9 protein-coding genes and 1 pseudogene are annotated in these 16,074 nt (G+C 62.5%); 4 read left to right on the top strand and 6 right to left on the bottom strand.

Features of this window, described 5'->3' with window-relative positions; all coding sequences use genetic code 11:
• Positions 1 to 12 precede the first annotated feature (12 nt).
• From ACN22W_RS38400 to ACN22W_RS38390, 3 genes are all read right to left on the bottom strand, one after another.
• Positions 13 to 726 carry a helix-turn-helix transcriptional regulator gene (locus ACN22W_RS38400; protein WP_193102868.1) on the bottom strand — a complete coding sequence of 238 codons (714 nt, stop codon included), beginning with the start codon at positions 724 to 726 and terminating at the stop codon, positions 13 to 15.
• Between the two features lie 182 nt (positions 727 to 908).
• A complete protein-coding gene (locus ACN22W_RS38395) occupies positions 909 to 1,346 on the bottom strand; it encodes a hypothetical protein (RefSeq protein ID WP_419690259.1) in 438 nt (145 codons plus the stop codon).
• A gap of 138 nt (positions 1,347 to 1,484) precedes the next feature.
• Positions 1,485 to 3,476, bottom strand: coding sequence for an alpha-galactosidase (locus ACN22W_RS38390; RefSeq protein WP_419690258.1), 1,992 nt, complete (start codon positions 3,474 to 3,476; stop codon positions 1,485 to 1,487).
• Positions 3,477 to 3,489: 13 nt separating this feature from the next.
• On the opposite strand from ACN22W_RS38390, the gene ACN22W_RS38385 reads away from it, so the two are divergent.
• Positions 3,490 to 3,669, top strand: a complete 180-nt coding sequence (locus ACN22W_RS38385) for a hypothetical protein (RefSeq protein WP_419690257.1) — start codon at positions 3,490 to 3,492, stop codon at positions 3,667 to 3,669.
• Positions 3,670 to 3,957: 288 nt separating this feature from the next.
• Here ACN22W_RS38385 and ACN22W_RS38380 read toward each other — a convergent pair whose 3' ends face one another.
• On the bottom strand, positions 3,958 to 4,860 hold the full coding sequence (locus ACN22W_RS38380) for a LysR substrate-binding domain-containing protein (protein ID WP_419690256.1): 903 nt from the start codon (positions 4,858 to 4,860) through the stop codon (positions 3,958 to 3,960).
• Between the two features lie 157 nt (positions 4,861 to 5,017).
• Between ACN22W_RS38380 and ACN22W_RS38375 the strand changes: the two genes are divergently transcribed.
• A complete protein-coding gene (locus ACN22W_RS38375) occupies positions 5,018 to 5,794 on the top strand; it encodes an SDR family NAD(P)-dependent oxidoreductase (RefSeq protein ID WP_419690255.1) in 777 nt (258 codons plus the stop codon).
• Positions 5,795 to 5,854: 60 nt separating this feature from the next.
• Here ACN22W_RS38375 and ACN22W_RS38370 read toward each other — a convergent pair whose 3' ends face one another.
• Positions 5,855 to 7,039, bottom strand: coding sequence for a sugar transporter (locus ACN22W_RS38370; RefSeq protein ID WP_129517975.1), 1,185 nt, complete (start codon positions 7,037 to 7,039; stop codon positions 5,855 to 5,857).
• Between the two features lie 203 nt (positions 7,040 to 7,242).
• Between ACN22W_RS38370 and ACN22W_RS38365 the strand changes: the two genes are divergently transcribed.
• Positions 7,243 to 7,917 (top strand): HAD family hydrolase, encoded by a 675-nt coding sequence (locus tag ACN22W_RS38365; protein WP_419690254.1) that lies wholly within the window; start codon positions 7,243 to 7,245, stop codon positions 7,915 to 7,917.
• A gap of 54 nt (positions 7,918 to 7,971) precedes the next feature.
• On the opposite strand, the pseudogene ACN22W_RS38360 reads toward ACN22W_RS38365, so the two are convergent.
• Positions 7,972 to 14,202, bottom strand: a pseudogene (locus ACN22W_RS38360) (YadA family autotransporter adhesin); the annotation flags it as partial.
• A gap of 1,117 nt (positions 14,203 to 15,319) precedes the next feature.
• On the opposite strand from ACN22W_RS38360, the gene ACN22W_RS38355 reads away from it, so the two are divergent.
• Positions 15,320 to 16,030 carry a response regulator transcription factor gene (locus ACN22W_RS38355; protein ID WP_419690253.1) on the top strand — a complete coding sequence of 237 codons (711 nt, stop codon included), beginning with the start codon at positions 15,320 to 15,322 and terminating at the stop codon, positions 16,028 to 16,030.
• Positions 16,031 to 16,074 lie beyond the last annotated feature (44 nt).

Here is a 16,074-nt window from a genome sequence, read left to right as displayed (position 1 = left end):
CGGCGCGACCGGTCACGCCATCGCGACCGCCAGGCTCGCCCGGTTGGCGACGCCCTTCTTCGCCATCACGCGCCGCAGATGCGTGCGGACCGTCGACAGCCCGATCCCGAGCGTGCGCGCGACGTCCTTGTCGGTGTAGCCGGCGGCGACGAGCCGCGCGACGTCGCTCTCGCGTTCGGTCAGCCCGGTGCACGCATGACGCCGCCTCAGCAGCGCGCGCCGGAAAAACGGCTCGATGCCGTTCAGCAGCAGCTTGTCGCGTTCCGTGAACTCGGGCCGCCCTTGCGCGCGCCAGATGCGCAGGTCGCCGACGTGCGTGTCGCCGTCGAACGCATAGACGTTGATCCCGTGGTGCATGCCGTCGCGGCTCAGGAAATCGTTGTAGAACGCGGTGCGCTCCAGATCGCGGCGGCTCATCACCTCGTCGACGCAGGTCGCCACGCGGCGCGCACGCAGTTGCGGCGTGACCGGGTCGATATGCTGGAACCACGCTTCATACCGTGCGATCTGCGACGGATCGAGGTTGTACGAGAAGCCGTTGCGCCAGAGCCCGGTTTGTCCGTCGCAATCGAACGATGCGGCGAAATCCGCGCGGATCAACTGCGTGATCGCGGGCAGCACGACGGTCCTCACATCGACGAGCGGCCCCAGCGCTTCCAGGCGGGCAACGATGTCGCCGAACAGCCGGAGCTCCTCCGGCGTGATATCGGACACGGACAGGTTCATGATGGATTCTCCGCAAGCCGGTGGCGAACGCCTGCACCGAAAGCGTCGACGGGTGCTTCCGTGACGAACGCCGGAACGCGCACGGGTTCGTCTGAATGCGCGATGTTACGCGGCCGATCGAGGCATCGCGTATCGGATACGCCACCGGGCCGCTGCATCGTCGCGCAGGTGTGAAGGCACTGTCAGCGGCCGGCCGGCGCGATCGACGCCTGCCATTGCGCGGCCACGCCCGCGAAATCCTTCACCTTGAACGCGGAGCCGTCCTGGACGTGGACCCAGCCCAGCGTCCGCTCGGCCAGCGGCTTGTCGTGGTCGTCCGTCGCGATCTTGACGATCGCGTGCGCACGGATATGCACGAGACCGTCCGGATAGTCGGACGACGGGTTCGCCAGCGTCACCGTCACGAACGGGCCGAGATCCTGCAGCAGCTGCGCGGCCGGCGGGTTGTCGGCCATCAGCAATGCGCCGCCCTTCACGCGGTCGTCCACGCGAATGGCCATGCCGTCCGGTCGCCGCTGCACGGCGGTCGGCCGCGACATCCACAGCACGTGGTCCGGGTTGAGAAAGACCGCATCGGGGTCTCCCATCGCGTCGCGGGTTTCAATCCGGGGTATCGGCATGCAGGGTCTCCAGTCGGACATCGGGCACCGCTCGCGGGTGCGGCGGTGCCATGATGATGCCGCAATATAGCGGCTTTTCGCGTGTCGCCCGACGCATGGCGCGACCACCCGTGGCCGGGTGGCCGCGTCACGCACACGCTACTGCTTCGCCGGCGCGCCGATGCCGTCGATATCGGGCGCCCAGCCCGTCGGGTTGGAAAACTTCAGCGTGTTGGCGCCTCCCTGCTTGAACGTGCCCGTCACCGTCAGCGTCGACACGCTCCCCCACCCGCCCGTCGACGGGAACGACACGGAGACGGGCGCCGCACCGTCGAAACTGAGCTGCGCGCTGCGCGGCGTCGAATCGCCGTTCACGTAAGCGATCACGACGCTGTATGTGCCGTCCGACGCAACCGAAATGCCGTTGATCGTCAACGTCCCGTTGCTGGTTCCGTCACCGTTCCCGATATAACCGACGTCCTGTCCGCCCGAGCACGCGCCGCAAGACGACACGCGTGCCGCACCGCCGAGCGTATTGCCGGCCGCTTCGGCCTCATACGCCATCGGCGGCGGCGGCGGCACTTTCACCGGCCCGGCCACCACCGCGACCGACGTGACCTCCGGTGCCGGCGTCGTGCTGTCGAGGCTCGACAAGGTCAGCGTGTTCTGCCCGGACACGAGGTTCGCGAACACCGTCACCGTGCCGACGGTATTGCCCGTGGGCGGAAACGCGAGCGTCGTGCCGTTTCCGCCGTTCGCGCCGAGGCGAGCCTTGACGGTTTCCGTTCCGGTGTTCTGGTACGCGACCTGGATGTAGCCGCCCGCCGTTTGCGAGGTCACGTTGTTGAACGTCACCGTGCCGAGCCCGGTGACCTTCTTGCCGCTCACGCAGGCAGCACAGTCCGTATATGTCGCACCACCCGACAACGTACTCGGCAGGAACGTCGTCGACGGAAGGTCCGTGCCGCCCAGCACCAGCATCACGGTGCCGCCGGCGGGCACGCCCGCGACCGTATAGGAACCGGTGGCCGTGCCGAGATCCTTGTGTGCCCAGATATCGCGGACGGTGGCCGAGGCGCCCGCGGCGAAACCCAGTTGCTGCCACGTGACGGTCATGTCGCTTGCCGCCGACCCGTTGTTGAACAGCAGGACGGCGCGTTTTCCTGCACCGGCCAGCAGCTTCGCCCAGACCTGCTGCCCGTTGGCATCCGCGACCTTCAACCCCTGCAGGCCCAGCATGTCCTGGTCGATCGCGATCAGCTCGGGATTGGTGAAGAGGCTCACCGTATCGCTCGCGAGTGTCTGCGACAGGTCGTTCCCGAGTATCATCGGCGCGCCGGCAATGGCCCACAGATTCACGTGCGCGAGGTCGTTCGCCGCCGTCATGCCCATGCCGGCCACCATCATGTCCGGATCGTTGTAGTAACCGGTGTGCTGGCCTTCGGGATGATAGTTGCCGTTGAAATTGCCGAGCACGGAGCCAAACTTCGGAACCCCGCTCCCTGGCCCGTAGATATCGCCCGTCGTCCGCCACGACGTCGCGATGCCCGCGCCCCAATCCCACGGCCCCAGGTTGTAGTCCGGGTATCCGCTGCCGCCGAGCGTGCCCCAGTCGCACATGTTCAGCACGAGAAGCTTTCCGGTGGCGGCATAGGCTTTCTGGATCGCCTGCGATATCGCCGTATAGGCTTGCTGGGGATCGTATCCGGCCACCCTGCCGCCGCACCAGTCGACCTTGACGAAGTCATAGCCCCATTGCGCGAACTGCAGGAAATCGTGGTCGTAGTGCGCGTAATCGCTGCCGACGAAATGCGTGCCGTTCGTGTTTCCGCAGCCCTGCGGACCCGAATCGATATAGATGCCGGCCTTCAACCCCTTGCCGTGAATGTAGTCGGCCATCGCCTTCATCCCGCCCGGCCATTGGTTGGTGGGGTTGCCGTTCATGTCGACGTTGATGATGAAGTTGCCGTTGGCATCGCGTTTCCTGGACGTCCACCAGCCTTCGTCGATATTCACATACTGGTACTTGTTGCCCGTCGCCAGGTTCGCGTTCAGCGCGGCCAGCCCGTCGGCCTGGGCCTTGATCGTCGTGAAGCTGACGTTCTCCTCGAGGCTGTTCCACGACGACCAGCCCATCGGAGGCGGATTCACCGCGATCTGCTGCATGGCCGTCGGCGCCGTGGCCGTGGTTCCGCTGCCGCCGGCCGTCGAGGTCGTGCCGGTGGTGGAGGTCGTGCTGGTTGCCGAGGTGCTCGTTCCCGGCGATGAACCGACATCGTCTCCGCCGCATGCGGACAAACCTGTCGCCGCTGCAACGAAGCACATCATCAATATTCCTAAATGATTTCTGCCCTTCATCTTCGTCTCCCGATCGTTGTGAATGACGCACGTCGGCCCGCTTCGCACGCGTACGCAGATTAATGACGTTCCTTTCCCCGTTTCAATCTTTGCAGCATGCGGTCAAATACTGGGAGATGAAGGTTTTTCGGATCGGGAATGTTTTATCGTTAATAATTTAAATAATTGATAGGGAAAACCCAATCTTTGGATATATGGCCGACCAAATGGAAATAATCCGGGCGGCTATTGCGGGTTTATGGCGAAACCGGAGATTCACCCTGCTTCGCACCGACTATCCCCGCCACGTTGCCTGCGCCAGCTTCGCTACCAGTTCGTCGTACACCACCCGGATGCGACGGGGCATCGGGCCACGCCGCGGTCGATAGACGTGCAGCTTCCACGGTTCGGGTTCGAGGTTGGACAGCAAGCGCACCAGACGCCCCTTGTTGATGTACGGCCGGACGAGATATTCCGAGCACTGGGCGAATCCCAACCCCGCGCACACGGCGTCGACCTCCGCCTCGGTGTCGTCCGTCAGATAGGCCGGCGACGCGGGTTTGAATTGTTGCTCCCCGCGAAAAATCCACGGCCATGCCCGGCCACTCGCGCGGTCGATCAGGCACGTTACCGGCATCGCTTCAAGTGCATTGAGGTTTTTCGGCTCACCGAGCCGTTTGATCAGCGACGGCGCGCCCACGACCCACATCGGCAACGGCCCGACCATCCGCGCGACAAAGCGGTTATCGCCGATCGCCCCGACCCGCACGCCGATGTCGATCTGTTCGTCGACCACCGGCGAAGGCACATCCGACAGCCTCAGATCCGGCACGAGACCCGGGTACCGCTGCATCAGATCGGTCAGGATCGGCTGGACGTAATGACGCCCCATGCCTGACGGGGCCGTCACCCTGACGACGCCGACCGGTTCATCGACCTGACCGTTCGCGGCCCCGAACAACCCGTCGACGGCGGAAAGCGCCGCCTGCGCTTCAAGTGCGAACGACTGCCCGAAGGCGGTAATCCGGATACTGCGGGTCGTCCGATGGAACAGGGTTTCGCCCAGCATCTCTTCCAGCTCGCGCACCGCACGCGTGACGACCTGCGGCGACACGCCGAGACGCGTCGCCGCCTCGCGGAATGTGGGCGCCGCGGCGGCCGCGGCAAAGATCTTCAGGATGTCGAGTCGGTTGAGCATGAGTCTCCCCGTTGACGCTCGTGAAGAAGCGATTTTATTCCTAAAGCAGGAATTCTGAATGCGTCATTGTTCCATTTTTTTATGGCCGGCGAACAACCACACTGTGCTTCAGACGTCGTTTCGACGTGAATGGTCAACCCCTCTGGAGCATCTCATCATGAACGCAAGCACCCAACCGACTCAACTCGACGGCCGCATCGCACTGGTAACGGGCGCCAGTTCCGGCATTGGCCGCGCATCCGCGATCGAACTCGCACGGCGCGGCGCGAAGGTCGTCGTCTCGGCACGACGCAAGACGGAACTGGATCAACTGGTCGAAGCCATCTCGGCCGCCGGCGGCGAAGCCAAGGCTTTCGCCGCGGACGTCGCGAACGAAGACGATCTCCGCAAGCTCTTCGCGTTCACGGCATCGACTTACGGACGCCTCGACATCGCATTCAACAATGCCGGCACGGAGGGGGTGTTCGGGCCGCTGCTCGAGCAGGATGCCGAACGGTTCGACATGGTGTTCGAACCGAACGTGCGCGGCGTGTTCAATTCGATGAAGTACGCGGCGGAAATCATGCTGCGCCAGGGTTCGGGCAGCATCATCAACAACGCGTCGATGGGCGGGCTCATCGGCTTCGAGAATGCGTCGGTCTATATCGCGAGCAAACACGCGGTGATCGGGATGACGAAGACAGCCTCGATCGAGTGGTTCAAGCGAGGCATCCGCGTCAACGCACTGTGCCCCGGGCTGATCGAAACGCCGTTCCATCACCGCGGCATCTGGCCGTCGGACGATGCGCAACAGGCCTTTGCCGCGGCGACGCCGGCCGGACGGTGGGGGTCCGCCGAGGAAATGGCGACGATCGTCGCGTTCCTCGCATCGGACGATTCCAGCTATGTGTCGGGGCATGCGCTCGTGGCCGACGGCGGTTATTCGATTGCATGACGTGTCCGGCGCGACGTCGGGCCCCTGCCGCCGACGTCGCGCCCGGGAGCCGGGCGTCGGTTACGCGACCGCCCGTTTCGCGTGAAGGCGCAACGCGAGCCACGCGATCCCGACCGCGACCGCGCCGACCACGCCACCGAAGGTGCCGACCCACGGCAGCCCGAAGCCGCTCGCGATATGGTTGCCGAGCAGCGCGCCGGCGCCGATGCCGACGTTGTAGAGGCCCGAGAAGATCGACACGGCCAGGTCGGTCGCCTCGGGCGCCAGCTTCAGCACCCACGCCTGCATCGCGAGACCAAAGCAGACGATCGCGCCACCCCAGACCAGCGTATGCACGGACAGCGTGACGATGTTCAGCGCGCACGGGAACAGGATCAGCAGGCATCCCGACAACGCGACGATCGACGCCAGCAGGAACTTGTCCGGCTCGTGCGGATAGACGCGATTGAAGCAGATCGCGGCCGGCATGCCGGCAATGCCGAACAGGATCAGCACATACGTGATCCGGCTGCTGCTCGCGTGGTTGACGCTCTGGACGAACGGCTCGATGTACGTGTACGACGTGAAATGCGCGGACACGACGAGCACCGTAATCGCGTAGAGCGACACCAGCGCCGGCTTGCGCAGGAAGACGCCGACACTGCTGAGCGATCCGGCGCCCTGGCTCGGGAGTTCCGGCAGCGTCGCGCGCAACAGCAGAAGCGCAACGCCTGCCGCGCCCGCGATGATCAGGAACGTGACACGCCAGCCGAACGCCTCGCCGATCACGCGCCCGAGCGGAATGCCGGCGACCATCGCGATCGACGTGCCCATCGCCAGCATGCTGAGCGCGCGGCTTTTCCGGTCGCTCGGCGCGAGCCGCACGGCCAGCGGCACGGAAATCGACCAGAACACCGCATGCGCGCATGCGATGCCCAGCCGGCCGACCATCAGCACCGCAAAATTCCACGCGACGCCGGTGACGAGGTGGCTGCCGATGAACACCAGCAGCGCCCCGATCAGCAGCTTGCGGCGCTCGACGTGACGCGTCACCAGCGTCAGCGGCAGGGACACGACGGCGACGGCCCACGCGTAGATCGTCAGCATCAGGCCGACGTCGGTCGGCTGCATGTGCAGACTGTCGCCGATCGCGCTGAGCAGCGCGACGGGTACGAACTCGGTGGTATTGAAGATGAAGGCAGTCAGTGCCAGGGCCACTACGCCCCACCACGAATGCTCGGAACTGATGGCGTCCGGTGTTGCCATACCTGGGATCGACGAGGGTTGGGGGCGCGTACGGCGCGGAAAACCCGGCCCGGCGCATCGCCCGCGATTGTACCAGCGGCGCATGACGCGTCACGGCGCGTTGCGGCCACGGGACATCGCAATGACATGGCCATGCGCCGATAATGTGTCGACGGGATTTTCACGGACGGTTCGTTCGAACCCAATCAGGCCAGGAGATTCACATGCGCATTGAAACGTCTTTTCTGTTCGATCTCGACGGCACGCTCGTCGACAGCGTCTATCAGCACGTGCTCGGGTGGAAGGAAGCGCTCGATGCCGAGGGCATCGAACTGTCGGTATGGCGCATCCACCGCAAGATCGGGATGAGCGGCGGCCTCTTCCTGAACCAGCTGCTGCGCGAAACGGCGGGCGACATCGACGCCGAGCGCGTCGAACGGCTCGCCCGGCTGCATGCGGCCGCGTACCAGCGGCTGCGCGCGCAGGTTCGGCCGCTGCCGGGCGCGCGCGAACTGCTGGCCGCGCTGTCGAGCGCGGGCATTCGTTGGGCGATCGCCACCAGCGGGCGGATGGAAACGGCCTCCGTCAATCTCGAGGCGCTCGGCGTCGATCCGGCGAAGAACGTCGTGGTCACGCGCGATCAGGTCAAGTACGCGAAGCCGGACCCCGACCTGTTCCTGACCGCGGCCGCGCAACTGAACGTGCCGATCGAACACACGGTCGTGGTCGGCGACAGTATCTGGGACATGCTCGCCGCCAGCCGCTGCCGCGCGCTCGGCGTCGGGCTGCTGTCGGGCGGATACGGCAGCGACGAACTGGAGCGTGCGGGCGCGCTGCGCGTGTACGACGATCCTGCGGATCTGCTGTGGCATCTCGACGAGATTGCGGCGCGGCCCTGAACCGAGCGGTCGCCGGAATCGCGTTCGCGGGCTCGACGCCGAGCCCGCCACGCATCACCAGCTATACCCATACCCGGCACCGTAAGTCTTGTTGTTGCCCGACATGCCGATACCCAGCTTCAGAATGCCGTTGGTCGACACATGCGCGCTCGCGCCAAACGCCATGCCCGATTCGCCGGCAAAGCGCGCGACACCAACGGCGAAGTTGATCGTCTTGCCGGGTTCGACCTGCGGCATCATGGTCAGCGCCGTCGCCGCGGCAATGCCCTGCCTTGCCATCTGGTCGGTCTGCTGCAGTTGCGAACCGAGCGTGTTGATCTGCGCCTGCTGGCCTGACAGCGCCGTCGACAACGTCGACTGCACCGCATTGAGCTGGTTCACGTTGACCGCGTCGGTGCCCTGCGTACCGGGCGCCACGTTGATGATCTGACGCTGCTGCGTATCGCTGCCGACCGACACCACGTTCTGGCGCCCGCCGTCCGTCGAATTCGCACCGATCGCCACCGAGTTCGAGCCCGCCGTGACGGTCGGCTTGTCGGAGCCGGTGCCGTTCATGTCGGCCGCGACGCCGGCAGCGTTCGTCGTATTCGTCGTCATCAACGTGGACAGCTGACTCAACTGGTTGTTGATGTTCGTCACACCAGTCGACAGCGACGCCACGTTGTTGTTCGTCGTGCTCAGGCCGGTGGACAGCGAGCCGATGCCGGCCGCCGTCGACGTCGACAGCGCGTTGATCGCGGTCGAGGTCGAGGTGGACAGCGAGGACACGTTGCTGTTGGTCGAACTCAGGCCCGTCGACAGCGAGTTGATGCCGGTCGACAGCGATGCGACGTTCAACGCGGTCGACGTCGACAGGTTGTTGACCGCCTGGTTCGTCGCGTTCAACTGGCTGCCGTTGATCGCGTCCGTGCTGGTGGCCGAGACCTGGCCGGCAGCGACGTTCGTGATCTGGCGTTCCGCGCCCGGCGCACCGACGCTCAAAACGCCCACCGGACTGGTGCCGAAGACCGGATACGTGACGCCGCCGACCGTGACACTCGACACCGCAACCGCGTTGCCTGTGACCGAGTTCGCGCCGAGCGCGATCGAATTGGCGACGTTCGCGGTGGCGTTCGAACCGAACGCGAGTGCGTTGGTGGCGCTGGCCGTGGCGCCCGAGCCGTAGGCCTGCGCGCCGATGGCGCTGGCCGTGGCCTGGTTGCCGAGTGCGATCGTGTTGTCCGCGGTGGCCTGGCTCGAGTTGCCGAATGCGAGCGCGCTGTTGCCGGTTGCCGTGCTCGTGTTGCCGAGCGCCACTGCGCCGGTGCCGGTCGCCGTGTCGTTCGCACCCATCGCGACTGCGCCGGTGCCCGTCGCGACGCTCGGGTCGCCGATCGCGACCGCGCCGTCGCCGCTCGCGGTGTTGCCGGAGCCGATCGACACAGCCTTGCCGCCTGTGGCCGAAGCATTCTGCCCGATCGCGACCGCGCTGGCCGACTGTGCGTTCGAGCCGTTACCGACCGAGACACTGCTTGCGCCCGCCGCGCTCGCGTTCACGCCCACCGCGAGCGAGTTGAGGCCCGTCGCGCCGTTGTTGGCGTAGTTCCCCGTTTGCGTACCGCCATCGTTGACGCTGAAGTAGTGCGTCTTCGCGGCGTTGATCGCGGTCGAGGTCGACGTCGACAGCGACGTGATCGAACTGTTGGTCGAACTGAGGCCCGTGGACAAGGAGCCGATGCCGGTCGAGGTTGACGTGGACAGCGAAGAGATCGAGCTGTTGGCCGACGAAAGGCCCGTCGAGGTCGATGTCGACAGGGACGACACCGAGCTATTAGTCGAGCTCAGGCCAGTCGACAGCGAGCTGATACCCGTCGAGGTCGACGTGGACAGCGAAGAGATCGAACTGTTGGCCGACGAGAGACCTGTCGACGTGGAAGTCGACAACGACGTGATCGAGCTGTTCGCAGACGACAAGCCCGTCGAAGTCGACGTAGACAACGAAGAAATCGAACTGTTCGCGGACGACAAGCCGGTCGAGGTCGAGGTGGACAACGACGTGATCGAGCTATTCGCCGACGACAGGCCCGTCGATGTCGAAGTCGACAGCGACGACACCGTGCTATCGGTCGAGCTCAGGCCGGTAGACAGCGAACTAATCCCCGTCGAGGTCGACGTGGACAGCGAAGAAATCGAGCTATTGGCCGACGACAAGCCAGTCGACGTCGACGTCGACAGCGATGACACCGAGCTATTAGTCGAGCTCAGGCCAGTCGACAGCGAGCTAATGCCCGTCGAAGTCGACGTGGACAACGAAGAGATCGAGCTGTTCGCCGACGACAAGCCGGTCGACGTCGAGGTCGACAGCGACGTGATCGAACTGTTCGCGGACGACAGGCCCGTCGAGGTCGACGTAGACAATGAAGAAATCGACCTATTGGCCGACGACAGACCGGTCGACGTCGAAGTCGACAGCGACGACACCGTGCTATCGGTCGAGCTCAGGCCGGTAGAAAGCGAACTAATCCCCGTCGAGGTCGACGTGGACAGCGAAGAAATCGAGCTATTGGCCGACGACAAGCCAGTCGACGTCGACGTCGACAGCGACGACACCGAGCTATTAGTCGAGCTCAGGCCGGTCGACAGCGAGCTGATGCCCGTCGAAGTCGACGTGGACAGCGAAGAAATCGAGCTGTTAGCCGACGACAGGCCGGTCGACGTCGAGGTCGACAGCGACGACACCGAGCTATCGGTCGAGCTCAGACCAGTCGACAGCGAGCTAATGCCCGTCGAAGTCGACGTGGACAACGAGGAAATCGAGCTGTTGGCCGACGACAAGCCGGTCGACGTCGAGGTCGACAGCGACGTGATCGAACTGTTCGCGGACGACAGGCCCGTCGAGGTCGACGTAGACAACGAAGAAATCGAGCTATTGGCCGACGACAAGCCAGTCGACGTCGAAGTCGACAGCGATGACACCGAGCTATTAGTCAAGCTTAGGCCAGTCGACAGCGAGCTAATGCCCGTCGAAGTCGACGTGGACAACGAAGAGATCGAGCTATTGGCCGACGACAGGCCCGTCGAGGTCGAGGTCGACAGCGACGACACCGAGCTATCGGTCGAACTCAGGCCGGTCGACAGCGAGCTGATACCCGTCGAGGTCGACGTGGACAGCGAAGAGATCGAGCTGTTGGCCGACGACAAGCCTGTCGAGGTCGAGGTCGACAACGACGTGATCGAGCTGTTCACGGACGACAAGCCCGTCGAAGTCGACGTAGACAACGAAGAAATCGAACTGTTAGCCGACGACAAACCGGTCGACGTCGACGTCGACAGCGACGACACCGTGCTGTCGGTCGAGCTCAGGCCGGTCGACAGCGAGCTGATACCCGTGGAGGTCGACGTGGACAGCGAAGAGATCGAGCTGCTGGCCGACGACAGACCGGTCGACGTCGAGGTCGACAACGACGTGATCGAGCTGTTAGCCGATGACAAGCCGGTCGACGTCGAAGTCGACAGCGATGACACCGTGCTGTCCGTCGAACTCAGACCGGTCGACAGCGAGCTGATGCCCGTCGAAGTCGACGTGGACAACGAGGAGATCGAGCTGTTGGCCGACGACAGGCCGGTCGACGTCGAGGTCGACAGCGACGACACCGAGCTATTAGTCGAGCTCAGGCCGGTCGACAGCGAGTTGATACCCGTCGAGGTCGACGTGGACAGCGAAGAGATCGAGCTGTTCGCCGACGAAAGACCTGTCGACGTGGAAGTCGACAACGACGTGATCGAGCTATTCGCCGACGACAGGCCCGTCGATGTCGAAGTCGACAGCGACGACACCGTGCTATCGGTCGAGCTCAAGCCGGTCGACAGCGAACTAATGCCCGTCGAGGTCGACGTGGACAACGAAGAAATTGAGCTATTGGCCGACGACAAGCCGGTCGACGTCGAGGTCGACAGCGATGACACCGAGCTATTAGTCGAGCTCAGGCCGGTCGACAGCGAGCTGATGCCCGTCGAAGTCGACGTGGACAGCGAAGAAATCGAGCTGTTAGCCGACGACAGGCCGGTCGACGTCGAGGTCGACAGCGACGACACCGAGCTATCGGTCGAGCTCAGACCAGTCGACAGCGAGCTAATGCCCGTCGAAGTCGACGTGGACAGCGAGGAAATCGAGCTATTGGCCGACGACAGGCCGGTCGATGTCGAAGTCGACAGCGACGACACCGTGCTATCGGTCGAGCTCAGGCCAGTCGACAGCGAGCTGATACCCGTCGACGTCGACGTCGACAGAGAAGAGATCGAGCTACTGGTCGACGACAGGCCCGTCGAGGTCGACGTAGACAACGAGGAAATCGAGCTATTCGCCGACGACAGGCCGGTCGACGTTGACGTCGACAGCGACGACACCGAGCTATCGGTCGAGCTCAGGCCAGTGGACAGCGAGCTGATTCCCGTCGACGTCGAGGTGGACAACGAAGAAATCGAGCTATTGGCCGACGACAAACCGGTCGAGGTCGACGTGGACAGTGACGTGATTGAGCTGTTAGCTGATGACAAACCCGTCGACGTGGAAGTCGACAGTGACGACACCGTGCTATCGGTCGAGCTCAAGCCAGTCGAGAGCGAAGAGATCGAGCTGTTGGCCGACGAAAGACCGGTCGACGTCGAGGTCGACAGCGACGCCACCGAACTACCGGTCGAGCTCAGGCCGGTCGACAACGAGCTGATGCCCGTCGACGTCGACGTAGACAACGAAGAAATCGAGCTGTTAGCCGACGACAAGCCAGTCGATGTCGACGTCGACAGCGACGTGATTGAGCTGTTCGCGGACGACAGGCCCGTCGAGGTCGAGGTCGACAACGACGTGATCGAGCTATTCGCCGACGACAAGCCCGTCGATGTGGAGGTCGACAGCGAAGAGATCGAGCTGTTGGCCGACGACAAACCTGTCGACGTGGAAGTCGACAGCGACGACACCAAGCTATTGGTCGAGCTCAGGCCGGTCGACAACGAGCTAATGCCCGTCGAGGTCGACGTAGACAACGAAGAAATCGAGCTGTTAGCCGATGACAGACCGGTCGAGGTCGAAGTCGACAACGACGTGATCGAGCTGTTCGCCGACGACAGACCGGTCGAGGTCGACGTGGACAGCGAAGAAATCGAGCTATTGGCCGACGACAGCCCGGTCGACGTCGAGGTCGACAACGACGTGATCGAGCTATTCGCCGACGACAAGCCCGTCGATGTAGAGGTCGACAGCGAAGAGATTGAGCTGTTGGCCGACGACAAGCCGGTCGACGTCGAGGTCGACAGCGACGACACCGTGCTATTAGTCGAACTCAGGCCGGTAGACAGCGAACTGATGCCCGTCGAAGTCGACGTGGACAACGAAGAGATTGCGCTGCTAGCCGACGACAAGCCGGTTGACGTCGAGGTCGACAGCGACGACACCGAGCTATTGGTCGAGCTCAGGCCGGTCGACAACGAGCTAATGCTCGTCGAAGTCGACGTGGACAGCGAAGAAATCGAACTGTTAGCCGACGACAGCCCGGTCGACGCGGAGGTCGACAGGCTCGTAATGCTCGAAGTCGTGGTGCTTGCGACCGAGTAGAGCTGACTGCCGTTGATGGCGTCGGTGCTGGTCGCGCTGACGAGGCCTGCCGCGACGTTCTGGATACGACGTTCCGAGTTCACCTGGCCGACGCTGACGACGCCGCCTGCCGCGCCGGCACCGGCGAAGTTGCCGAACGTCAGACCACCGATCGGCGTGGGATTGACCGTGGTGGTGCCGGCACTCGTAGTTGTCAGTGCACTGGTCGTCACCGAACTGCTGCCGAGTGCGACCGAATTCGTGACATTTGCTGTCGACGACGCTCCTATGGCTACGGCGTTGCTAACAGAAGCACTGGAAGAGCTTCCGAGAGCGACGCTGGAAGTACCGCTAGCAGTGGCGCTCGTTCCTACTGCGGTAGCACCTGTAGCAATAGCATTAGCCGCCCATCCGAGCGCAGTAGCGGAACTCGCGGACGCAAGGCTATATCCGCCAAGCGCTACTGCATATGCGTTGCTGGCAGTAGAGTAACCACCAATCGCGATTGCCCATTGCGCACCCGCCGAGGCAGTTCCCCCCCCGGCGCTACCGATAGCGATCGCCGCGAGTTGTGTCGTAGCGGAGTTTGCATTTGCAACGTACTGCGCGTGAGCATCATGCACTTGCGCGCCCAACGCCAATACCGCCACAGCGGCGGCCTGAACCACTTTCGATTTCTTCGGCTTACCTCGGGCGGAAGCCAGCTCCGATACGGCAACCCAGGTTCCCAGTGATTCATTCCAGATCGAACGATACGCCCTATTCATCGCTCACTCCCCGCCCGCTTTACTCGCCCGGTCACACATGAACGCCATGACCCGGTTCAGTTTGTTAAATTTTGTTTAATTAAAAACGGATTCGAACAAAATCATTCGCGTCGCAATCCACAACGAAATTATTTTCAGACGGATTCAATTTCGAAAACCGCGACTCTCACCAAGAGTCTATTGGCCACCCGGGCCCACATTGCGAACCTTTGTGACACGACTCGACCTCTGGCCTATCCTCCAAGCCATCGAGACCCAATCCGCCTGACGAAAACAGGAAAGAAGGAGCGCACCCGTGCAGCCGCGACGGAAAACCATCCGTCGACGAGCTTCCGGATATTCGGAATCTGCGCATAGGGAAGGAAATGAAACGAAAGCGAGTCGATCCTGTTGAAAACACTCGACTCTCGGCTCAAGACCTGGAAATCTCACCTCGGTCGGGATCGACCAACGCACCGCACCGAGTCGAAATATTTTGAGCCGCCGCAAAAAACTAAACCGATGCCTAGTTCACGACACAAACCATGATCACTACAACACCGGGATTGCCATGTCGATTGGCGCGACAACCCGTTTTATTTATATCCAACCTGAAGCAGCCCAATCGACACAAACGCTGGGGATTTCGCTCGATTCAACAACGCGTGAAAATCGCACGATTCGGCTCACCCTCAGCCGGCCACCGCAGTGAAATACGCTATATCAAAAACTGTTAATAACCCTGCCTCGTTTCGCCTCACAAAACGATCAAGTCACAAACACATTCAAAGCGCATCCGCATCTGCCTAAACCATCCATACCACGCATGCTATATCGATGATGAAGTGTGATTGACAACATTTGTCACACATCGTCACTCCCTCCCCAAAAACCCTCATGTTCATAAAAGTTGACAAAAACCCTACGGGGAAATGTCAATCTATTTCAGGGATCAATCCTGCCATCGGCAGCACGGTACCCAAGCAGAAGATTCCGGTTTCCTTTCGCTTTGATCTAACGAATAGGTCAACGCCAATGCAAGCACGTTGGCATGCGCAGAGTTGAGCAACACGAAAAAATAGTGCCAATGAAAATTCTTGCCGTTGATGACGAGCCGGCACAGGCAGCGCTTCTCCACGACACACTGATCGCCGAGGGGTTCAATGTACGTAGCGCCACCAACGGCGCAGAAGCCATCCGTTTCCTCGAAACGGATACCGTCGATCTGGTCGTGCTCGACTGGAACTTGCCGGATATTTCCGGACTGGAAGTCCTCGCCTGGATCCGTGCGCGCATCGGCAGAGAGCTTCCCGTGTTGTTCCTGACGAGTCGAGTGCGCGAGGACCAACTTGTCGTTGCACTTGAAGCAGGTGCCGACGACTATATGGTCAAACCCATTCGCCACCGTGAATTGATCGCGAGAATTCGCGCCCTTCTGCGACGGGCTTATCCAGCCAACTCGACGCCGTCGTCGATCAACGTTGGTCGTTATCGCCTGGATCTTGCGACCGAAACCGTATTCCTGAACGACGAGGCAATCAAACTGACATCCCGAGAGTTCAACGTTGCCGTTGCGCTATTTCAGAACTGTGGTCGCGCGGTGCCACGAGAAGCACTGATCAAGTCGATATGGGGGCGCCATAGCGACAATATCTCCCGTACGCTCGATACACATGTCTATCGCGTGCGATCCAAGCTGCGAATCGGGCCCGAAAACGGTGTTCGGCTTCGAGCTGTCTACAATCACGGCTATCGCCTGGAGTTGATCGATTCGAGTCACCTGGACAACGCCGAGTAGAAACGTACGCGAGTTCCGGGGCTTATCGTGCCTCGAGGTTCGTA

Origin of the sequence: Burkholderia theae, from assembly GCF_048565265.1 — a bacterium.
GTDB classification, from domain to species: domain Bacteria; phylum Pseudomonadota; class Gammaproteobacteria; order Burkholderiales; family Burkholderiaceae; genus Burkholderia; species Burkholderia theae.
This window is presented reverse-complemented; position numbering and strand designations above follow the sequence as displayed.